Origin of the sequence: Halobacillus sp. Cin3 (genome assembly GCF_947311855.1) — a bacterium.
In the GTDB taxonomy this organism is placed as follows: Bacteria; Bacillota; Bacilli; order Bacillales; family Halobacillaceae; genus Halobacillus; species Halobacillus kuroshimensis.
Genome location: NZ_CAMZMV010000002.1, coordinates 213,155 through 235,344 on the forward strand (window position 1 = coordinate 213,155; position 22,190 = coordinate 235,344).

The following is a 22,190-nucleotide window of genomic DNA, read 5'->3' on the forward strand; positions in this document are numbered from 1 at the left end:
AGCAGACAATAACAGAGGAAAAATTTTTAAATCTTCCACAGGCTGTGGTACTTATGGATTATTGTGAAGCGCATTCATAATTGCAGCGGCATCTTTCTGTTCAGCCAGCTGCTTTACAAAAGAAGGGTTCGACGTCAACGTATGGATTTCCCTGAACAACTGCCGGGCTTCCTGTGTGTTTTCATATTTCATCGCAAGAAGCAGAACGACATGCACAGACTCACCATCCCATTCCACAGGTTCAGGAAAGGCGGCCACTGCAATGGCGGAGCTGTTCACGTCTTCCACCTGTCCATGAGGGATGGCGATTCCGCCGCCAATGGCTGTAGAAGACAAGTATTCCCTGTGCAGACAGGATTGAGGGTAACCATCTTTCACATACCCCTTTTTCACAAGCAGGCGGGAGAGATTCTCAATCACTTCATATTTCGACAACCCGGACTGGCCCGTTTGAATGAGAAAAGGAGACATACTCTGAAGCAGAAGGGATTCTTTCCCCCTCTTTCTATCAGAGGTTCTCCCCTGCTCCAGCTGCTTGATAAGACTCTTTACAAGTGATTGGTCCTCCGCTTCAAATAACGGTGAAACGACGACAGCAGGAATGCCCAGTTCTTCGACCGGCACTGTAGAGATAATTCCGTCTACACGATGCTCCTTTGTGAACGAACGCAGCCGGTGCGCCGCAATACTACCGTGAATATGGATATCCGGAAACAGCTTTTCCATCCGGGCTGCCAGCAGCTGTGAAAGTCCCATCCCCATATGACAGACGATCACCACTTCCACTTTTTCCTTTTTCACGGTCGCCTTTCTTTCCAAGGCCGCCTGGAAATGCAGTACCAAATAGGCGGCCTCCTCTTCCGGAATCGGGTAGAGCAGTTCTTCCTTGTGCTGGTCTAAAATCCAGACAAGCGTGTCAAAAAGGTATGGATACTTTTTTTTGATGGTCATCAGCAGGGGATTGGAGATGGACAACCCGTAGGAAAGGCGGGCCAGCGTCGTTTTCAGATGCACATATAAATGATCACGCAGGACTTCGTCTTCTTCAAAACGGTACCCGGTCTGGGCCGATGCTTCTGTCACCAGCCAATCGATAATGTTGGAAATTTCTTCGGGAAGCTTCGGTGTAAGACCTTCCCTGGAAGCCCCATGAGTTTTGGCACTTCTCAGATGCATGGTCAAATAGAGGACTTCCTCCCTTGGGAACGTCATCGCAAAAACACGCTCCAGACGGTTACACATTTCTTCCGCCCACGGAAATTCTTCGTGGGTCCGGATGGATAGAACATCCTCTTCCGGCAGCGAAATGATCTGACCAAGCTGAACCCTCTTAATCATAAAAGCGGTATGGAGAAGCAGGGATTCGAGGGCTGCGTCTGTAAAGTCGACCTGGTGTTTTTCCTGAAGGGCTGCCAATTCGTGCTGAATCGTCCGGATGAAGAAGGAATCAAAAAGAACCTTTGTTACATCTTCAGCGGGGCCTTCCAGTGCAGAAAGTCCTGTCACGGCCTGACGGATCTGTTTTTCCTCTCCGGATATATAGACGCCGATTTTCTGCTTGCGGACCATTTCCAGATGAAAAGGGTGCAGCCATGTTTCGATTTCATCCAGAATATTTCTGACAGCGGTATGGGAAAGGTAGTAGTCTTTCCGCAGCTTCTGGATGGTGACCGGGCGTGGAGCGGACAACAGGTCAAAGGCGATTTTCGTCCGGAGAGAACGTTCGTGCGCTTCATTTTGAGGAAAGGAATGATGGAGATGGTCGATCAACAGGGCGTTGTCAGCTTCTTTAATCGCAAGCCGCACCCCGCGGCCGGCTTTTTTCTCAATAACACCCGTCCGGCCCTGCTCGTCCAAATAATCCTGAACTGCCGGCAGATGATTTCGAATGGCTTTATCTGAGTATCCGAGAGACTCCGCAATCTTACCCGTCGGGATGAACGTGTTCGGAATCCCGGTAATATAGTGGAGGATCTGCTGTTGAATTTCCTTCATAGGTATGTTCTCCTTTGCCTCTTTTTTCAAATGGGTTGAAAGGGATAGACTACCTTTTATTCTACATCGTTCGTGACATTTTGACTACTTTCGACATTAATGACAAAACCCTCTCCATTTAGGAGAGGGCGGTCTCAGCATTTGCTTATCATTCAGTGGATTTATCTGTTTATCGTGGGAGTGAAGGGTCACGTGCCGCTTATCGGTGGATGCTTGCCGCGGGCACGGCCTCAGCTAACTTGGGCAAAAAAACCACCTCCCCAAGTGGATCTTCGGCTCGTGCCGTTCCCGCAGGCGTCACCACCGAACGCTCTCGTGACTTCACCTAATAAGGAAAGAAAAGAGAGGCTATCCTGTCTAAAAAAGATTGTCCTCATAGTATATAAATCAAACATAACAGGTCGATTCTCATAGATCATGCGTTACGGAAGGAGGTAAGCCTTTAACAGCCGATGTTCAAGAAAAATTCTGCTTTTACGCGATGACGAACAGGAACCCCTTTTTATAAATCACAGCAAAAAAGGCTGTCGATTGTGTGTTCTCGACACCCTTTCTTCTACATCAGGAGAAAATTTAATTACTCGTTCAAAAAGCTCTCTTCCTCGACCCACATTTTTTGTTTCCACGCCATCTCCCAGAACATATACTCCAGCTTACTCGTATGAATAAAGATCTCTTCGAGGTGAGATTTTTCCCTTTCCGGAAGTCCGTCAGCCAGCTCGTTGATTAATTTTTTCAGGGAGGAAGCAAGCTCAGAAAATTCGTCGGACGCATACATCTCAATCCAATCGCCGTAAAACTCGTGCTTTTCCCCTTGATTCTGTTCGGCAAGGTGAAGGCCGATCACGTTGTAGCTCCATGTGCAGGCCAGTACACAGGCCGCCACCTCAGCCTCTGATCCTTGATTTGCCTTGTTCAGCATATAGCTCGTATAAGCGAGGAGGGTGGCAGAAGGTTTTGTCTCCTCCAGTTCCTCCCGGCTGATGCCGATCCGCGCCGCATAGTTCCGATGCAGTTCCATTTCCTCACTTAAAGTGGAATGAAGCAGTTCAGAGAACATCGTCATTGTATCCAGGCTTTTCGCCTTAACGGAACCAAGAGCAAACACCCGGCAGTAATCAACCAAGTACAAATAATCCTGGCGCATGAAAAATTGGAATTTCTCAAGTTCGAGCGTGCCGTCCCCAATCCCTTTGACGAATGGGTGATCGAGGTAGGCTTCCCAAATCGGACGGGCACTTTCGTATAAACGGTCTGTAAACATTACGCTTCCTCCTTGTCATCTGTCTGTTGAAACCAATCGTGCAAAAAAGCCATCATCGTTTTCGTATAATCCAACAGCTGTCTCCTGTCCAGCGACTCATTTACTGCATGCGCCTGATCGAGCGTGCCTGGGCCGTAGAGAATCGTCGGGATCCCAGCTTCTGAGAGCCACCCTCCATCTGTCACAGTCGGAGACATGGACGTTTCCGCCGGCGTACCATGGATGGTTTTATGGGCCTGTTGGAGCTGCTGTACCCCTGGATGAGCAGGATCAACAGAAAAGGCGGGGAAAATTTCTCCGCGGTCCTCAATCATGGACGTTCCTCCCCATTTGAATTGAGGGGCATGGTTTTTCAGCCATGGATCGGCCTGGGCGGCAGCACGGACATGTGCTTCAATTTCTTCGATCACATCTTCGTAATGCTCTTCTGGATAATAGTGCACGGTAATCCATAAAGCACAGCGGTCGGCGATAAAAGCCGCGTGCCTTCCACCTTCAATGACAGCAGGATTGATTGTCGTCGATCCAGGTGGAAAGCCCGGACTCGATTTCGTAACCGCCCAGTGCCGCTCCAATTCCTGCAGCGACTGGATGATTTTCATCATTTTTTCAATTGCCCCTGCTCCGTATCTTTTTCCACCGGCATGAATGATCGAACGGCGTTCCGCGTCGTGGAAGGTTTCCGGACTTTCAATCGTAATCCATCCGGTAATGACGCCTCCCTGCCCCTGAATGGCACAGTTACTCGTATCGGCTACGATGGCTAAATCTGCCTGATACCCTCTTTCTCCACAGGATTTTGTTCCTGCTTCTCCGACCTCTTCACCGACGACGGACTGCACATGAAGGTCGCCGGCCGGCTCGATTCCCGCTTCATGGAGCAATTTGAGTGCAAACAGAACAGCCGCCATTCCACCTTTCATATCCGCCGTGCCGCGACCGTACAAGCGGTCGTCCTTCAAGGTCAGTATAAAAGGATCATGCCCCCACGATTCCCCTTCATCCAGCGCAGCCACATCAATATGACCGTTTAAGATGAGACTTCTGCTATGTTCCCGGTCGGTTCCTTTTTTCGTTCCGACGACAATCGGATCACCGGGATACAGTTCCCATGTGTCTATTTCAAAATCCATCCGGCTTAAATACTCTTCTATGTACTGTTGTGCTTCCGCCGCATTTCGGGCTGGAGGGCTTAACGTCGGAAAGGCGACCAAATCCCCTAGAAGCTGGCGCATCTCCTCTTCCTTTTCCTCCACTCTCTGCAGCAATTCCTCTAACTGAATCATCGTACTCTCTCCTTCCATATAAAAAGCCCGCCCCTTCGAGAGAAGGAGCGGGCTTGATCATCATGTAAGAAAAGATCAATCATCGACCGCTTCACTTCCCTCCGCTGGTATGAGCCAGATCAGGTTGTAAGGGTCAAAGCTTCTGCTTTTCTCAGCCCGGTCATCAGGGCTCCCCTAGTGAAACATGCTATAAAACTGTTATTTTCATTACAACATAGGCGTCTGGAAAGGACAAGTCCTGTTCAATCGCGAAATGTAAACGGATGACGAATAGAACAGGAGGCATTGGATGAACATCAAAAAAGATGATTTAACAGGTGCGGAAGTACAAGCATTCATAAAGGAGCACCTTTTCAATATGACCCTGCACTCCCCGCCCGAAAGCATCCACGCATTGGATATAGAAAAATTAAAGCAGCCCGGCGTGACCTTTTGGACAGCCTGGGAAAAGGGAGAGCTGGCGGGAATGGGAGCGTTGAAAGAACTCCATCCGGCGCACGGAGAGATCAAGTCGATGAGAACAGCCTCTTCCCATTTAAGACGAGGCGTCGCCCATAGAATGCTCCAACACATCATAAATGAATCCAGTGATCGAGGGTATACACAGCTCTTTTTAGAAACCGGGTCTCAAAAGGCGTTCCATCCGGCTGTCCAGCTGTATAAGAAGTTCGGGTTTATTTTCTGCGATCCTTTCGCCGGCTACAAGGAAGACCCGAACAGCTTATTTATGACACTGAAACTAACGGATACTGTAATACATAGCCGCGGTGACCGCAACGGATAAGAGGACAGCCGCTGTCAGACTCCTCTTCAGGAAAGCAGCAGGAATTTTTTTAACGAGCGTGTAGGTGATTGGAAAAATGAAACTGATCGGTATGAGATACAAGCTTAAGAACATCGTAAAGACAGCCAATAACACAGCTAGAAGTGGTCCAATTAAAAGATACAGGCCCCACTCAATAAAAAAGCGTCCCAACGACAGCTGACTGCTTAAACGATCGGCTATCAAGGATAGGGGGAGGGCAAACACAGCATGCCCCAAATAGATATTGACTAAATTAAAATATAAGTTTCCTAACAGGTTGCTGTAATCCGATGTGAGATAAATAGAAACCAATAAAGCTGTTACAAAACTGCTGATTAAGGCAGCAAGAATATTCCGCATCGTCCAACTCACTTTCATGTTGTTTTATTTATGTAGGTAAAAGAAGCGCGGGTTCCGATTATGGGTGGGTCTGTTCTGTTCCCGCACCCTTCATCAAATGCTCCTCGTGACTTCACCACATGACCAGGTTGTAGTATAGGCGTTGGCGGCGCCTATGTATCAGGGTAAGGCGAATGAGAGGAGGAGAGTCCTTTTTTCTATAGGGATAGAGAAAATTATCCGCCCAGAGATATGGTCTCAAAGACGGCTTCTTTTCCGTTTTCATAAATCCTCAGGATCTCATAACTTTTATAACCGTCCACTCTGTAGAAGCGTTCGGATTTATGCGAACCACCAGCGCCGGCCTCTGTCTTGTATAACAGGTTCAGCGTATCTTTTTCTGCCCGGACCTCGAAGGATGTATAATATTCCGCCCCTTCGCCCTGTTTTATTCCGTTCAAATAGATATATACTATATTCTGATCTCCATCTTGGAACATATGATTTCCATGTCCGTTTGAAAATAGGACAACGCGTCCCCTGGAAGATCCTTTTTCCCAATTTCAGAGAAGGACCATTCCCTTTCACTTTGACACGCTGTCAGGAATAAAACAGATAAAAGCACCAATAGGATTCCCTTCAAAAGCAAGCCCCCTTTTACACTTTCTCTGCTATTCTATCATTCCTGGATGGACGCTGAAAAATCCATTTCACATGGAAGGTAAGCGTTGATCAAATCGATCAGCTTATATAACATAGTTGACTTATCGGAATTATTGTATTTTAATAGCACTAATAGATTTTTATCGAACGACCAGTGAATGAAGATGGAGGGAAACATGATGAAGGAAGCCTATCCGGTTATTGATGGTGCGGAATCGTTGTTTTTTGAAGGAAATGATACAGGGGTACTGCTCTGTCATGGCTTTTTAGGAACGCCCCAGAGTCTGAGAGAGATGGCAGAAGGGCTGGCGGATCAAGGTTATACCGTATCGGTGCCACGACTTCCAGGTCACGGAACGCACTATAAAGACCTGGCTTCCTGCTCGTTTTCCGATTGGTATATGCAAATCGAAACCGCTTATCTTCAACTGTATTCAAGGTGCAGGGAGGTGTTCGTCATCGGTCAGTCGATGGGAGGCACGCTGACCCTGGACCTCGCTGCTCAATATCCCGGCATTTCCGGCATTGCGTTAATCAACCCAGCTATGTATATTCCGGCGCTCTCCCATCTGGAACAAGCTTCCGAGCCCTTTTATATAGAGGAAGGAAAGCCTGACATCAAAGATCCTGGTGCTGTGGAAATCACCTATACCCAGACACCGTTGACCGCTTACCAGGAACTGTTGAAGTATATGAAGGTCGTCAGAAGAAAATTAACCGGCATTCGATGTCCGATCACCTGTTTTGTGTCCAGCGTTGACAACGTCGTTCCACCAGAGAATACCGATTACATCCTTAGAAAAGTCTATTCAAACAGCGTATCGAAATACGTCTTGGAGAATTCCTACCATGTCGCCTCGATGGACTACGATAAGGAGCAAATCATCGATGAGCTGCTTTCCTATCTAGAGACGCGCACCTCCATCAAGCATCGGAAAAAAGTCAGCCCATAAAAGGCTGGCCTTTTCAGGTTGTAGAGACATCCTTCCTGTGTTTATGATTTCCAGGGATTATTAGATGAATAGGTTCAAAAACAGTTATGGATAAAGGACACGGGAAGCGTTCGGTGGTGACGCCTGCGGAAACAGCGCGATCCGAAGATCTACTTGGGCAGGTGGCTTTCCTGCCCACGTTAGCTGAAGCCGTGCCCGCGGCAAGCATCCACCGATAAGCGTAATGTGACCGTTACCCTCATAAAAAACACACTTGATGACCAATACATGTTCAAGAAACTGAAAAGGCCAGCCTGTAAACGGCTGGCCTTTTCTTATTTACTCCAGAGTATTTTCAATATCGTACTCCTCCATTTTCTCCTGCATCCAAAGGTTGTACTCTTCACTGACTTTGGATTGGTATAACGTCTCACCAATTTCCTTTTCCACTTCATCATAAACCGCATCCTGCGCTTCGGTATGATCGGTCACTTCAATGATATGATAGCCGTACTCCGTCTCAACGATATCACTGACTTCCCCAACTTCCATCGAAAAAGCGGCTTCCTCAAAGGCTTCGACCATTTCACCTTCACTGAACGCTCCAAGATCGCCTCCTGATGCCACCGTCGTATCATCAATGGAATATTCAGCCACAAGATCTTCAAACGCCTCATCATCCTCCAGTTTCGTCAGCACTTCCTCTGCTTCCTCTTCCGTCTCGGTCAGAATATGGCGTGCGCTTACCTGCTCCGGTACATTATAGCTTTCTTTGTTTTCTTCAAAGTAGGTTTCCTTTTCTTCATCAGTGATGGAAATTCTCTCAGCAAGCAGCAGATCAACAGCTAAGTAATCTTCAATATCCTTCTCTACGTCAGCAATCGTCATCCCGCTTGCTTCAAGGGTGGACTGAAAGGCTTCCTCACCACCGTACTGATCATAGTACACATCCAGTTCTTCCTCCACAGCTTCCTGACTCACCGTAATGTCATTTTCTTCTGTTTCCAGTTCAACGATTTTGTTGGTAATCAGCGTATCCAGCGTTTCCTGACCGTACTGTTCCACCAGCGTATCATACAGCTCCTCCTTTTCAATGTCTTCTCCGTTCACGGAAGCTACACTTTCCTTCGGATCCATACTCAGGCTCAAAATAATCAGGAGGACAGCGGAAACCGCGACCACTCCTCCCAGCAGCATTTTTTTATTCATCTCTTCAAAACTCCTATTCTACTCATTGATTTGTTCCGTAAGGGTCACATTCACCGTCTGCGAATGTCCATTGCGGTAAAATTCCACAACGACGGTGTCGTCTGCGCTCGTTTCTGTATATAAATATTTTCTCAGGTCCGTGCTGTCTGAGATTGCCACTCCATCAATAGAAGTCAGCACATCTTCAACCTGCAGGCCTGCTTTAGCAGCCGCCGACGTTTCATCGACAGAGGCGACAATGACGCCTTCTTCGGTTCCCTCAGGCAGTGACGTCCGGTACTGGGCAGGCGCCTCATTGACGCCGACGACACCCACGCCGAGGTAGGAGCGGTCCACCTGACCATCTTCACTCATGTCCGTAATCAGCGTTTCCACATCATTACTCGGAATCGCAAAACCAAGCCCTTCCGCATCGGCATCCGCCATTTTCAAGCTGTTGATTCCGATCAGCTCACCCGAGGCATTGATTAACGCACCCCCGCTGTTCCCCGGACTGATGGCGGCGTCGGTCTGAATGACATCAAGATCCCACTCTCCAGCAGACGTCGTTACAGAAATCGTCCGGTCGACCGCACTGACAATTCCCTGAGTGACCGTCCGGGATAAGTCCAGTCCGAGCGGGTTCCCGATTGCAAGGACGCCCTCGCCTGCACGGACGGAATCGGAGTCGCCGAAGGCCAGCGGTTCAATACTATAGCTTCCTTCTATTTTCAAAACGGCGATATCCGTAAGCGCATCGGCGCCAATGACTTCTGCGGAGGTGGTTTCCCCATCAAAAAGTGAGATGTCCACTTCCGAGGCCCCTTCAATCACATGGTTGTTCGTCACAATATAAGCGGCATCATCCTCCACCTTATAAATGACGCCCGAGCCTGTACCCGCCTCCGTTACTTCCTCTGCCGAAGCAAACGGCGTCTGCTGGTTAGTCAAGTTTACGACACCGACAATCGCTTCCGAAGCTCGCTCTGCAACATCCGCTGTAGACAAGGCAGACGTTGTGGATAAGGTTTCTGTCTCACCTTCCACCGACTCTTGAGACGCACTGACCGTTTCAGATGTATTCGGCAGTTCTTCCAATTGAGAAACGGTTCCTAATGTAAGTGCGGCCCCTAAAATCCCTGATGATAAAGCGATGCCGGTTATTTTTAAAAGTGATGTCTTCTGTTCACTCATTCCGCTCCCTCATTTCCTTTGATCTGATTACACTATAAGTCTTGAATGTGTCAGGGAGATGTCAGAGCGTAAATCAGTGGACATAAAAAACAGCCCTCACCTTTGGGAGAGGGCTGGGTTTCATTTCTGATACGAAAAGCATCATCCGTTGATAAAACTCACACATTCAGGGAGGAAAAGGATGAAGCAAAACATAACACCCCGTTAGAATGATCGTCCAATTTGGTACTTCTAAATTCATGATTACCTTCCCTTTATGTGGCAATCTAGAGCGGATCTACACAGATCTGAACACTGTCTTCTTCCTTCCACACCTTTGACACTGATATACAGCTCTGGACTTTATTTCATCATCCCAGCCGATTTTCTCATACTTGTGCAAGCCTACCCTGCAGAAAAGGCTCGTTTCTTCTTTAGCTGCAATTGCATAAAAAGCCAGGAAACCCAACCCTGTAATAGAAAAGAGCCAGGGTGTATAAAAAAGATCCATACCTGATTGAAACCTAAGGATAAACAGCACGACTCCGATAAAAAGAATGATGGAACCTAATGTATTTAATGATCGTTTCATTTCCTCATTCCTAACTTCAACAGTGGTTTTCATAAAGGGCTGATTAATGTAATCATGTGTAAAGCTATAAAGTGATTGTCTTTGTCGCAACTCTCTTTTTAAATGCTTGATCATGCTCGACAAAAAGCATTGTAGGTTGAAACCTTTCAATAAGATCCTCAATCTGCATACGGGAATACATATCAATAAAATTTAAGGGCTCGTCCCAGATGTATACATGAGCTCTTTCACACAAACTTCTGGCTACGAGCAGTTTCTTCTTTTGACCTTCTGAAAAAGTGGATAGATCTTTTTCAAATTGCACCCGTTCAAAATCCATCTTACGTAAAATGGCCTTAAATAATGGCTCGTTGATATTATTTTCTTCTATAAAACCGGATAAACTCCCCTTTAAATCAGAAGCATCCTGCTTCACATAGGAGATGATCAGTCCTGAATTTGATATGATCGTTCCCGTGTGCTGGACGGACTCTCCTAAGATCAGCTTTAAAATACTGCTTTTCCCTGTACCATTTTTACCATCGAACACGACTCGATCTCCCTGATTAACAGTAAAACTAACAGGTTGATTGACTTTGGCATCGTTATACATAACGGTTAGCTCTTCAACATGCAGAAGTTCCTTCGACTTAAATTTCAACGGCTCTAATTTTAATGACTCGCTGGTTTCCACATTTTTAAGGAGTGTTTCCTTCTCTTCCAAAGCTTTCTGATGCCTTGCTTCTATGTTTTTTGAACGCTTCATCATTTTTGCTGCCTTATGGCCGACATATCCTTTGTCGATTTTAGAACCAGAGTTGGTCGTGCCATTTTTAGAAGCTTCCTTTTTATGAGACCAGCCAGCTGAGCGCTTTGATGATTTTTTCAGCCTGCTTATATCCTTCTTAAGCCGTTCATTGACAGCGTCCTCCAGTTCCTGCTGACGGTCAAAGTTCAGCTTCCATGAAGAGTAATTTCCGGTCTGAACCTCGATATCCGCTTTGTTGATCGATAAGATATGATCCACACATCCATCGACAAAGTTTCTATCATGGGAAATTAATATAAAACCCTTTTTCTTATTTAAATATTGAGCAACGATTTTTCTTCCCTCTATATCCAAGTGGTTGGTCGGCTCGTCAATTAATAAAAACCGGTCTTCATTTAGGAAAAGAGCTGCAAGCAGCACCTTTGTCTGCTCACCATTTGATAACGTATCAAACGGCCGGTACATAACCTCTGCATCAACATTCAACAGCGAGATTTCCCGGAAAAACTCCCAGTCTTCTGCTTGTGGGCATATGCCTTCCAGCACTTCATGAGTGACTTTCCTTTTATCAGCAACGGAAGTAGGAAAATAGTTGAATTCCACAGAAGAAATGATTTGACCGCTATACTCGTAATTTCCTAACAGGAGGTTCATGAATGTTGTTTTCCCTCTTCCGTTCCGACCAATAAACCCCAGTTTCCAATCAGTATCTATTTGAAAGCTTACATTTTCAAAAATATTGTCAAAGCTGCTTGGATATGAAAAAGTCAGGTTCTGAACTTGAATCATCGACATCTTTTTTCTCCTTTACATATTCAAACACGCATCTACTTCCGTACAGACTAGGAAAATAGATGATGAAAAATAACCAACTATGAGAGGAATAAAAAATCCTCCCAATAATAATTGGAAGGATTAGTCAACGTACATCATGATAAACCAACAAATATGCCAATAGAAAACAGCACATGGAGGTCACGACTGAGTTTTATAAATGAATAGACTAATCCTATATTTTAGTGGTATTCGAAATCATACACTTTAATAAAATATAGATTAGTTAATCATTTGGCATCATCAGTCCTTTCTGTTTTTTCCATCGTACCACTTCTTTTTTTCAAATACAATCAATCATATAAACGTTTCTTATTTAGTATCAAAAGAACCCTACCGAACTTTCATGTGTCGGCGGTTCCACAAATACAAGACCGAGCTCATAATGCTCTCCTTCATACATCGCCCGCTGCACATAACGGTTTTCGCCCCACTCATCGCGCACTTCAATTTTTGTAAAAGCACCAGTATTTTGGAGCGCTTCATAAAACTGATTCTCGGTACGGACCGGGATGCTGTTCACCCGTTCAATAAGCTCACCAGGGAAAAGGCCCATCTGGTCAGCCGGGCTCTCCGGAATCACGCCCAGGATACGGACACCTTTTGGCGTCGATGTGAAAAACGGGGTTTTATTCTCTCTTGACCGGTGGCGGAGATAAATCCATTCCCGCCCAATCAAGGCGAGCGCAAATACGGCAATCGTAAGAATTTCTAAGAAAAAGCTCCCTACAGCCAGCATAGTAAGGAAGAAAGCCAACAAGAACGTATGACGACCGATCGCTTTGGACGCCATTTCCGGGGACTGGCCGCGTACGAGCCACTCTGCCCCGAGAACGAAAGGAATAAGAATGACGCCGTACGTGTCACCACCGACAGGAATGACCGGCCACCACGAGGCGAACGGCTCAATCACGCCTCCCGGAATAAGAGAAAAGAACGGAACAACCGTCATTCGTTTCCCCCTATGCTGCCCGATCCACAGGCCCCTCCGTCCTTTCGTCCGCTCAGGGTACGTATGGGAAGGGGAGGTTTTCAGCAGCAGTAACCCCTCTCTGACCAGCAGGAGGCTCAACAGCAGCGCCACCATCGGAAGGGAGGTATCGAACAACGTCTCCATCCAAGGATGGAATTTCCAGCTTTCCGGCAGAAACGGCATCAGTAAAAGGACAAGCCCTGTAACCCCCAGCGTGTAGGCGGGAGAATACCACGACAGCCGTCCCGTGAGGCTCACAAGGAGCAAAATGGCTGCTGCGAGAAAAAGAAACGGGTAGGAGACGGTCAGTCCAGCTCCTACACCGATGATACTGATGACGAGTCCTGTGAGAAGCGACACACTCCACGTCCCTTTCCATTCAGAAAAACGGTCGAATACCCGTGTTCCGAACATGCGCCTCTCTTTTTTAATTCGATTTGCAGATACCATCACACTCATGATGAGAGCAATGTATAAAAAAGGCAGGAAAAACAGTCTGCCCGTTCCTTGAAGAATTTCCATAAACCAAGCGCCCAACACGATTCTCCTTTCCAACACTTCACCAACAGGTCTGATCGTACGAAAAAATCCGCAGTCTTCGACTACGGATATATTTCGTCATGGATCGGCAGAATCCTGCTTATTCAAACAAGACCTCCACCGCTTTGTCCATCTGTTTATCGTTGGCTTCGTCTCTCACTTGTTCAATGATCGCTTCTTCCAGCTTCCCGCCGGTTTTTTCATCCACTTCTCCAGTGGCTTCAAGGTCGGCGTCCTTCTGGAATGCTTTCACAGCTTTTTCGGTCTCTTTACTGAAGTAGCCATCCGTACGGCCGGGATCATGTCCAAGACCTTTCAGCATTTCCTGCACGTTTTTCACTTTTTCATTGTTGTCGTTATAAGCCAGTGCCTCTTCAATGTCAACTGGATTGGTATAGAAGTACTGCGGCTGCTTCACTTCAACCGTCGGCTCTATCCCTTTTTCATGAATCCAGTTGCCTTCAGGCGTGAGCCACTTGAACAGCGTCAGCTTGATCGTGCTGCCATCACCCATTGGGATAGCCTGTTGGACGGTTCCTTTTCCGAAACTTTTCGTTCCGACAAGATCATAACCGCCGGCTTCATTCATCGTGGCGGCCAGAATTTCAGAAGCTGAGGCACTGCCTTCATCCATTAAGACCGTGACGGGATACTCTTTTTTCTCGGTAATCTCTGAATAATACTCCGTTTTCTCACCGCTGCGGTCTTCCACCTGCACGATCGGCTTGTCCTTCGGAATGAATTCCTTCAAGATTTCCTGGACGTCGGTAAACAATCCGCCCGGGTTTCCGCGGACATCAATGACAAGTCCTTCCATGCCGTCACTTTCCAGTTTCTCAAGCGCATTATGGAATTCATCAGAGGTCTTCTCTGAGAAGGATGTAATTTCAATCACGCCTGCTTTTTTACCGTCGACCTTTTTCATATCAGAATAGACGGTCTCAAGCGGAATATCATCACGGGTGATGTCGATGTTGAGCGGTTCGCTGACGCCGGGACGTTCCACTTGGAGTGTCACTTCCGTCCCTTTTTCACCACGGATTTTCAGGACAGCTTCGTACAAGTCCAGGCCTTCGACACTTTCCCCATCAACAGTTAAAATTTGATCGTTCGGCTTCAAGCCGGCCTCTTCAGCCGGTGAGCCCTTGATGGGAGCAACGATGGTTACCTTATCGTTCACCATGCTCACTTCAGCTCCGATACCCTGGAAGCTGGATTCGATGGTCTGGTTGAACTGCTCCATCGTTTCCTGGTCCATATAGACGCTGTACGGATCTTCCAATGTATCCAGCATGCCTTGAATGGCACCCTCCACGAGCGTCTGCTTGTCCACATCCTCCAAGTAGTTCTCCTCAATGACAGAATACGCCTGTTCGACCTTCTTCAGGTCAACGTCGCCACCCATGTTTTCTATGACTTCTTTCTGCTGTTCCTCTGATAAACTACCAAAGTTCTCCGCTTCGGTATTGGCGTACTGCTCCGACTGCGATTGTTCCTTGGAGCCGCTCCCGAAATACTCTAGGCCAACATAAGAGCCGGCAGCCCCTAAAAGTACCGCAAGCGCTAGAAAAAGCACTACGTACCGCGGTTTTATATTCATCGCATTCACCCTTCTATATTGGATTTCCTTATTGCTTCTATACTAGCAAAAAAGCTCCTGCAACGTAAATGTCATACAGCCTGATATTAACGTATGCACGCCAATCTTTCTGCATGTCTATTTCATGGTGGGAAATCTATCGGTCTATCAAAATAGAAAAACAAAAGACTGCCCCGCTCGTGAGACAGTCTCTTTTCGTTACATTTCGTAGCCGTAGTCGCCCTGCGCCTGATCGCGGACAATCATGCCGTCTTCAATGGCAATAACACGCTTACGAATCGTGTTGACAATCTCTCTGCTGTGCGTTGCCATCAGGACGGTCGTACCGCCTGTATTGATTTCCTCAAGAATGTGCATGATCTCCCATGACGTATCCGGGTCAAGGTTACCGGTCGGCTCGTCAGCGATCAGAATTTTCGGATGGTTCACCATCGCCCGTGCGATGGAAACACGCTGCTGCTCCCCGCCTGAAAGCTCATCCGGAAGAAAACGGGCTTTATTTTTCAAATGCACCTGGTCAAGAACGTCCATAACACGGCGGCGGATGTTGGCCGTATCTTCTTCGATGACCTCGAGCGCAAACGCCACATTCTCATATACGGTCAAGGTTGGAAGCAGACGGAAGTCCTGATAAACGACACCAATCTGACGGCGCAGCATCGGAATACGGCGCTGCTTCATCGTGGACGTGTTGATATCGTTGATGAAAACCGTTCCGTTGGTCGGTTTTTCCTCACGGTAAATCAATTTGGTAAACGTCGACTTTCCTGCTCCGCTCGGCCCGACAACATAAACGAATTCACCTTGATCAATCTGCACATCAAGACCGTTCAGTGCGGTCACTCCGTTCCGATAGGTTTTATAAACCCCTTGCATCTGTATCATACATGTATCACCTTAATCTTTATTATTATTAGCCAGATCTTTTTACAAACACCATCATTATAACATTAAACACCCTTCATTTTAGCTATGAAATTATTACATTTCTTTATCAAAACAAAACGCCCGGCTGAATACACCGGGCGTTCCTCGGATTATTGCTTGGCTGCCAGCCACCCGGCAACAAGCTGGGCGTCTTCATCAGAAACGCCCTGGGCAGGCATCTGGCCTTTCCCGTTTTTAATGATATTTACGATTTCATCTGCGGAATATTTACCACCGACTTCAGTTAACGCCGGCCCCATCGCACCTTCAAGGTCCCCGCCATGGCAAGTCGCACAGTTATTTTGGTAAACTTCCTCTGCCGCTGCTGCATCGACCGTATCCTCCGAGCTGCTGTCGGATTGTTCTTCTGTCGTTTCTTCGTTCGTATCTTCATCGGATGATTCTTCTCCGCCTCCGCAGGCAGCGAGAATAAGTATAAGTCCCAGCATCATAGCCAGCCAAAGTTTTTTCACATGTCATCCCCCCTGGTATTTTATAGAAATATAGTGTAAGTATAACCGAGTCAGGTCGTTTTGAAACCCTCTCCGAGCACCTCCGTCGCATTCATCGCGACGACAAATGCCCCGGGATCGACGGTCTTGACCGTTTGTGTCAATTTGATGAATTCATTCTGCTGAACGACACACATCACGACGCGCCGCTCGCGTTCGGTATACCCACCTGCACCGCTCAAAACGGTTACGCCGCGGTCAATCTGGCGGAAGATTTCATCACGAACCTCGTCCACTTCTTCTGTAATAATCATCACATTTTTTGATGTATTCAAGCCGACCTGGACAAAATCGATAGTCCGGCTTGTAACGAAAAGACCGATCAAGGCATACAACCCTTCCTCCAAGGAAAATACGAACGCGGACGTGATCACGATCAGGCCGTCCAGCATCGCCACGCAGATGCCGAGCGGAAGATGCGTGAACTTATGGATGACCTGGGCGGCAAGATCGATGCCCCCCGTAGACGCCCGTCCACGGAATACGATGCCGAGACCGAGGCCGACACCCATCCCTCCAAAAATAGCCCCGAGAAGCGGATCAGGGGTTGCCGCATCCATAGAGCTCGTTAAAAGAACGAAAAACGGAAGAACGACCGTCCCCACTAACGATTTGACGCCGAAATTTTTCCCAAGGATCAGCCAGCCCATAATAAACAGGGGAATGTTCAGCACCCACTGGACGACCCCCGGCTCCCAACCGAAGACGCCTTTGGTGATCGTACTGATCCCCGCAACGCCTCCGGAAGCAACGTTATTGGGAAGTAAAAACAAGTTAAAAGCGATTGCTACAAAAAAGGACCCGAGAATGACGAGACCGTAATCCATCGTATGACGAAGGGCCGGCGGCACCGGCTCCCTGCGGTATTTTTTAGCCATCATCATGATGTTCAACTCTCCCTATGTATACGTACTTCTAAAACCGTATGGAGTATACCATTCCATTCAGAGGGTGTAAATAAGAGCGGAATAACGTATTAACACGGTAAAGGAGCGGCCTGACGCCCTTTTTAGTGTTCACCTGATGATACGATCTATGCAGGAGCATAAAAGAAGAGAGCCCTGTATTGGACTCTCTTCGTATGGCTTATCTTGATTCCTGCTTTTCCATAACTTCCGCAAGCAGTTTGAGCACATCATCGCGCATGTTGTCTCTTTCCATAGCAATGGCAAGCGTCGTTTTGATAAATCCAAGCTGATCACCGACATCATAGCGGTCCCCCTTGAACTCATAGCCGTACACCGGCTGATCGAGGTTGAGGCGTTCAATCGCATCGGTCAGCTGGATTTCCCCACCGGCTCCTGTCTCCTGTGTTTCCAAGAGGTCCATGATTTCCGGCGTAAACACGTAGCGGCCGATGATGGCCAGGTTGGACGGAGCGTCCTCTACTGCTGGTTTTTCGACAAAATGTTCGACTTCATAGCGGCGTCCCTGCTGATCTTTCGGAGCGATAATGCCGTAGCGGTCTGTCTCATCCTCCGGCACCTGCTTCACACCGATCACAGACGACTGTGTCTCTTCATACTGATCAATCAGCTGCTTCAGACACGGCTCATCGGAGCGGACGATATCATCCCCGAGGAGGACGGCAAAGGGCTCATTGCCGATAAATTTCCGGGCACACCAGACGGCATGGCCGAGGCCCTTCGGCTCTTTCTGGCGGATGTAGTGGATATCGACTTCAGCGGACTGCTGAACTTCTTCAAGCAGATCGATCTTTCCTTTTTTATAAAGGTTATCCTCCAGCTCAAAAGCATGGTCAAAATGGTCTTCAATCGCTCGTTTCCCTTTCCCGGTAACGATGATAATATCTTCAATCCCCGACTGGATCGCTTCTTCAACAATGTACTGTATGGTCGGCTTATCAACAATCGGAAGCATTTCCTTCGGCATCGCCTTTGTAGCCGGAAGGAACCTCGTTCCAAGCCCGGCGGCGGGAATGATCGCTTTTTTCACCTTCATGTCGTGACGCCTCCTCCAAATTATGTATGCCCTTTTATACTAGCAGAAACGGCCTGGATTGGACAGCTGTTCACCGAACAAAAAAGACCCTCACATCAGAGTGAGAGTCTTCTTGTTTAACCGTCCATCTGCGAGCGCAGGTAGGCATCGATAAATTTATCAAGGCCGCCGTCCATGACGCCCTGTGTGTTTCCGACTTCTTCATTCGTACGGTGGTCTTTGACCATGGAGTACGGGTGGAAAACATAGGAGCGGATCTGGCTTCCCCAGCCGATTTCCTTCTGCTCGCCGCGGATGTCGTCAAGCTCCTGCTGCTGACGCTCGATTTCAAGCTGATACAGCTTCGCTTTCAACATCTTCATCGCTTGGTCACGGTTCTTAATCTGAGAACGCTCCGACTGACACGTTACAACCGTGTTTGTCGGTGTGTGCGTAATACGAACCGCGGAGTCGGTGGTGTTGACGTGCTGACCACCGGCACCACTGGCCCGGTACGTATCGATTTTCAGATCTTCTGTGCGTACATCAATCTCAATTTCATCGTTGAACTCAGGCATCACTTCACACGATACGAATGACGTGTGACGACGGCCGGAAGAATCGAACGGAGAAATACGGACGAGACGGTGCACGCCTTTTTCCGCTTTCAGGTAGCCGTAGGCGTTGTGCCCTTTAATAAGCAGGGTTACACTCTTCACGCCCGCTTCATCTCCAGGTAGGTAATCCATCGTCTGCACAGAAAAACCTTTCTTCTCTGCCCAGCGTGTGTACATACGAAGCAGCATGCTCGCCCAGTCCTGGGACTCTGTACCACCGGCACCCGGGTGGAGTTCAAGAATCGCGTTGTTCTTGTCGTACGGCTCACTGAGTAAGATGTTCAGCTCAAACTGGTTCAAGTCGTTCGACAGCTTCTGCACTTCCTGCACGAGGTCCTCGAGAAGCTCTTCGTCCTCTTCTTCTTTGACAAGCTCATAGGAAACTTCCAGGTTCTCATGCGTTTCCTCGTGCTCTTCCAATGTGTGAACAAGACCTTTCAGGCCGTTCACTTCATCAATGACCTTCTGCGCGGTATTCTGGTCATCCCAGAAGCCCGGCTCTGTCATCTGTTCTTCTAGTTCAGCAATGCGGGTTTTTCTTTGATCGACGTCAAAGAGACCCCCTGAAGTCCGCTAATTTCTCAGCTGTATTATCTAATTCATGACGGATTTCTGCCATATCCATGTTGAATCACTCCTCTATTATTCTAAACACAAGGGAAGACACTCTCTGTAAAAAGAGAGTGTCCCACTGGTTATTTACCATGGCAATTTTTATACTTCTTGCCGCTTCCGCAAGGACAAGGATCATTGCGGCCGACGGTGTCTTTTCTTACGTAAGGATTTTTCTTTTTCGGTTCCTTACTTTCTTCCCCGCCGGAAACGGCTGTTGCACCTTTCGCCACTTCCTGGCGCTGCAGGTTGCTGCGGATCTGCGCCTTCATGACATAACGGGCCACTTCCTCATCGATGCTTGCCACCATCTGTTCAAACATACGGAAGCCTTCGAAGTTATATTCCCGAAGTGGATCGTTTTGTCCATACGCACGCAGATGAATACCCTGGCGAAGCTGGTCCATCTGATCGATGTGGTCCATCCATTTCTGGTCGACCGTGCGAAGCAGGATGACTTTTTCGAACTCACGCATCTGCTCCGGTGTCAGCTCTTCTTCCTTCTCGTCATAACGTTCCTTCACTTTAGCCAGGATAAGCTCCTTCATTTCTTCCGGATCTTTTCCTTTCAAATCTTCAACGGTGACGTCACCTTCAAAGAGCAGGTTGGCACGAAGATAATCGACCACGCTCTCAAGCTCCCAGTTTTCATCTTCCTCTTCACTCGTGTGGACATCAACGGTTTGAGCCACCGTACGGTCGATCATCCCTTCGATGATTTCACGAAGATTTTCAGATGTGAGCACTTCATAACGCTGCTTGTAGATCACTTCACGCTGCTGACGGAGCACATCATCGTAGGAAAGGATCGTCTTACGAGCATCGAAGTTGTTCCCTTCCACACGTTTCTGCGCCGACTCAACCGCACGGGAGATCATTTTACTCTCAATCGGCTGGGAATCGTCCATACCGAGACGGTCCATCATGTTACGGATGTTGTCGGAGGCGAAGCGGCGCATCAGTTCATCATCTGTCGCCAGGTAGAACTGGGACATACCCGGATCCCCCTGACGTCCGGCACGACCACGCAGCTGGTTATCGATCCGGCGTGATTCGTGACGCTCGGTACCAATAACCGCCAGACCTCCGGCTTCTTTCACACCGTCGCCGAGCTTGATATCTGTACCACGACCGGCCATGTTCGTTGCAATCGTTACGGCACCCTTCTGTCCAGCGTTTTCAATGATTTCCGCTTCACGGAAGTGGTTTTTCGCGTTCAGGACATTATGCGGAACGCCTGCTTTTGTCAGATAGCGGGAAATAATTTCAGACGTTTCCACTGCTACCGTACCGACAAGTACGGGCTGGCCGTTTTCATGACGGTTTTTGATATCCTCGACAACCGCCTTGAACTTCCCGTCCATCGTTTTGTAAACGAGGTCGGCTTTATCATCACGCTGAATATCACGGTTCGTCGGAATCACGACAACACGCATGTTGTAGATGTTCATGAATTCCTCTTCTTCGGTTTTCGCAGTACCAGTCATACCGGAAAGCTTTTCGTACATCCGGAAAAGGTTCTGGAACGTGATAGAAGCGAGCGTCTGGCTTTCGTTCTGGATCTCAAGCCCTTCCTTCGCTTCAATCGCCTGGTGCAGACCATCGCTGTAGCGGCGGCCTTTCATCAAACGGCCGGTGAACTGGTCGACGATGACCACTTCTCCTTCTTCCACCACATAATCGGTATCACGCTGCATCGACGTGTGCGCCTTCAGTCCCTGGTTGATGTGGTGAATGAGCGATACGTTGGAAAGATCAAACAGGTTTTCAATCTTGAAGAAACGCTCCGCTTTGTTAATCCCTTCTTCTGTAAGCTGGACGTTTTTCGTTTTTTCATCGTACGTAAAGTCCTCTTCACGAGCAAGCAGACGAACAAACGAATTGGCACCAACATAAAGGTCGGCGGATTTCGAAGCAGACCCGGATATGATCAGCGGTGTACGAGCCTCATCAATTAAAATCGAGTCGACTTCGTCAATGATGGCATAGTGCAGCGGGCGCTGGACCATCTGTTCTTTATACAGCACCATGTTGTCACGCAGGTAGTCAAAGCCGAACTCATTGTTCGTTCCGTACGTGATGTCAGCGTTGTAGGCTTCTCTTTTCTCATCCTTGGACATGCCGTTGGAGTTCAAACCGACCGTCAGTCCCAGGTACTGATAAAGCTCACCCATATCCGTGGAGTCACGGCTCGCCAGGTAGTCGTTCACGGTAATGATGTGGACGCCTTTACCTGTGAGGGCGTTCAAGTACGCAGGCATGGTAGAGGCAAGGGTTTTACCTTCCCCTGTCTTCATCTCTGCAATGTTTCCTTCGTGAAGGGCGATCGCACCCATGAGCTGGACGCGGAACGGGCGCATATTCAACACACGTTTCGAAGCTTCGCGCACGACTGCGAAGGCCTCAACTAACATATCATCTAATTTCTCGCCATTTTGATAGCGTTCTTTGAATTCTGCTGTCTTATTCTTTAAATCTTCCTCTGACAATTTCTCGATGTCTGATTCCATTGCATCAATATCATCAGCAATCTTTTCTAATCGTTTCAGTTGACGAGTATTGCCGTCGCCAAAGATTTTCTTTAAAGTTCCAAGCATTGCAACCGCTCCTCTATTGATTTCCAATCTTCGGTTGTGTAGTTCAGTCCAT

General features: G+C 47.9%; 18 protein-coding genes and 1 riboswitch. Of the genes, 2 read left to right on the plus strand and 16 right to left on the minus strand.

Annotated elements, in window-relative coordinates; all coding sequences use genetic code 11:
• Window positions 1-51: 51 nt before the first annotated feature.
• The 3 genes from QMA39_RS09225 to QMA39_RS09235 all read right to left on the minus strand — a co-directional run bounded on the left by QMA39_RS09225 (window position 52) and on the right by QMA39_RS09235 (window position 4,545).
• On the minus strand, window positions 52-1,995 hold the full coding sequence (locus QMA39_RS09225) for a BglG family transcription antiterminator (RefSeq protein ID WP_281658494.1): 1,944 nt from the start codon (window positions 1,993-1,995) through the stop codon (window positions 52-54).
• A gap of 577 nt (window positions 1,996-2,572) precedes the next feature.
• Window positions 2,573-3,259 carry a thiaminase II gene (gene tenA, locus QMA39_RS09230; protein ID WP_281658495.1) on the minus strand — a complete coding sequence of 229 codons (687 nt, stop codon included), beginning with the start codon at window positions 3,257-3,259 and terminating at the stop codon, window positions 2,573-2,575.
• Window positions 3,259-4,545 (minus strand): acetylornithine deacetylase, encoded by a 1,287-nt coding sequence (locus QMA39_RS09235; RefSeq protein ID WP_281658496.1) that lies wholly within the window; start codon window positions 4,543-4,545, stop codon window positions 3,259-3,261. The genes tenA and QMA39_RS09235 overlap by 1 nt, the downstream gene beginning before the upstream one ends.
• Before the next feature lie 79 nt (window positions 4,546-4,624).
• A riboswitch (TPP riboswitch) is annotated at window positions 4,625-4,731 on the minus strand.
• A 103-nt stretch (window positions 4,732-4,834) separates the two neighbouring features.
• On the opposite strand from QMA39_RS09235, the gene QMA39_RS09240 reads away from it, so the two are divergent.
• Window positions 4,835-5,329, plus strand: coding sequence for a GNAT family N-acetyltransferase (locus tag QMA39_RS09240; protein ID WP_281658497.1), 495 nt, complete (start codon window positions 4,835-4,837; stop codon window positions 5,327-5,329).
• Here the strand turns inward: QMA39_RS09240 and QMA39_RS09245 are convergent.
• Together QMA39_RS09245 and QMA39_RS09250 are read right to left on the minus strand one after the other, a co-directional pair.
• On the minus strand, window positions 5,285-5,710 hold the full coding sequence (locus tag QMA39_RS09245) for a hypothetical protein (RefSeq protein WP_281658498.1): 426 nt from the start codon (window positions 5,708-5,710) through the stop codon (window positions 5,285-5,287). The genes QMA39_RS09240 and QMA39_RS09245 overlap by 45 nt on opposite strands.
• Before the next feature lie 215 nt (window positions 5,711-5,925).
• A complete protein-coding gene (locus QMA39_RS09250) occupies window positions 5,926-6,150 on the minus strand; it encodes a hypothetical protein (RefSeq protein WP_281658499.1) in 225 nt (74 codons plus the stop codon).
• A gap of 381 nt (window positions 6,151-6,531) precedes the next feature.
• On the opposite strand from QMA39_RS09250, the gene QMA39_RS09255 reads away from it, so the two are divergent.
• Window positions 6,532-7,305: an alpha/beta fold hydrolase gene (locus tag QMA39_RS09255; protein WP_281658500.1), complete on the plus strand. Its 774-nt coding sequence runs from the start codon at window positions 6,532-6,534 to the stop codon at window positions 7,303-7,305.
• A 318-nt stretch (window positions 7,306-7,623) separates the two neighbouring features.
• Here QMA39_RS09255 and QMA39_RS09260 read toward each other — a convergent pair whose 3' ends face one another.
• The 11 genes from QMA39_RS09260 to secA all read right to left on the minus strand — a co-directional run bounded on the left by QMA39_RS09260 (window position 7,624) and on the right by secA (window position 22,138).
• The gene (locus tag QMA39_RS09260) at window positions 7,624-8,493 is read right to left on the minus strand and encodes a peptidylprolyl isomerase (RefSeq protein WP_281658501.1); all 870 of its coding nucleotides are present in this window, start codon (window positions 8,491-8,493) and stop codon (window positions 7,624-7,626) included.
• Between the two features lie 18 nt (window positions 8,494-8,511).
• The gene (locus QMA39_RS09265) at window positions 8,512-9,666 is read right to left on the minus strand and encodes a trypsin-like peptidase domain-containing protein (protein ID WP_281658502.1); all 1,155 of its coding nucleotides are present in this window, start codon (window positions 9,664-9,666) and stop codon (window positions 8,512-8,514) included.
• A 635-nt stretch (window positions 9,667-10,301) separates the two neighbouring features.
• Window positions 10,302-11,780, minus strand: coding sequence for an Lsa family ABC-F type ribosomal protection protein (locus QMA39_RS09270; protein ID WP_281658503.1), 1,479 nt, complete (start codon window positions 11,778-11,780; stop codon window positions 10,302-10,304).
• Window positions 11,781-12,141: 361 nt separating this feature from the next.
• Complete coding sequence (locus QMA39_RS09275) at window positions 12,142-13,329, minus strand: PDZ domain-containing protein (protein ID WP_281658504.1); 1,188 nt, start codon at window positions 13,327-13,329, stop codon at window positions 12,142-12,144.
• 103 nt (window positions 13,330-13,432) lie between these two features.
• Entirely contained in the window at window positions 13,433-14,932 is a 1,500-nt protein-coding gene (locus QMA39_RS09280; RefSeq protein ID WP_281658505.1) for a S41 family peptidase, read from the minus strand.
• 198 nt (window positions 14,933-15,130) lie between these two features.
• A complete protein-coding gene (gene ftsE / locus QMA39_RS09285) occupies window positions 15,131-15,817 on the minus strand; it encodes a cell division ATP-binding protein FtsE (protein ID WP_027955069.1) in 687 nt (228 codons plus the stop codon).
• Window positions 15,818-15,969: 152 nt separating this feature from the next.
• On the minus strand, window positions 15,970-16,332 hold the full coding sequence (cccB, locus tag QMA39_RS09290) for a cytochrome c551 (RefSeq protein WP_027955068.1): 363 nt from the start codon (window positions 16,330-16,332) through the stop codon (window positions 15,970-15,972).
• 50 nt (window positions 16,333-16,382) lie between these two features.
• Window positions 16,383-17,249 carry a YitT family protein gene (locus QMA39_RS09295; RefSeq protein ID WP_206933665.1) on the minus strand — a complete coding sequence of 289 codons (867 nt, stop codon included), beginning with the start codon at window positions 17,247-17,249 and terminating at the stop codon, window positions 16,383-16,385.
• A 208-nt stretch (window positions 17,250-17,457) separates the two neighbouring features.
• A complete protein-coding gene (gene galU, locus QMA39_RS09300; RefSeq protein ID WP_281658506.1) occupies window positions 17,458-18,333 on the minus strand; it encodes a UTP--glucose-1-phosphate uridylyltransferase GalU in 876 nt (291 codons plus the stop codon).
• Window positions 18,334-18,449: 116 nt separating this feature from the next.
• A protein-coding gene (prfB, locus tag QMA39_RS09305) for a peptide chain release factor 2 (protein ID WP_156896476.1) occupies window positions 18,450-19,554 on the minus strand; the annotation gives its coding sequence in 2 pieces (ribosomal slippage) (window positions 18,450-19,481 and window positions 19,483-19,554; 1,104 coding nt in all).
• A gap of 70 nt (window positions 19,555-19,624) precedes the next feature.
• The gene (gene secA, locus QMA39_RS09310) at window positions 19,625-22,138 is read right to left on the minus strand and encodes a preprotein translocase subunit SecA (protein WP_281658507.1); all 2,514 of its coding nucleotides are present in this window, start codon (window positions 22,136-22,138) and stop codon (window positions 19,625-19,627) included.
• Window positions 22,139-22,190: the final 52 nt, after the last annotated feature.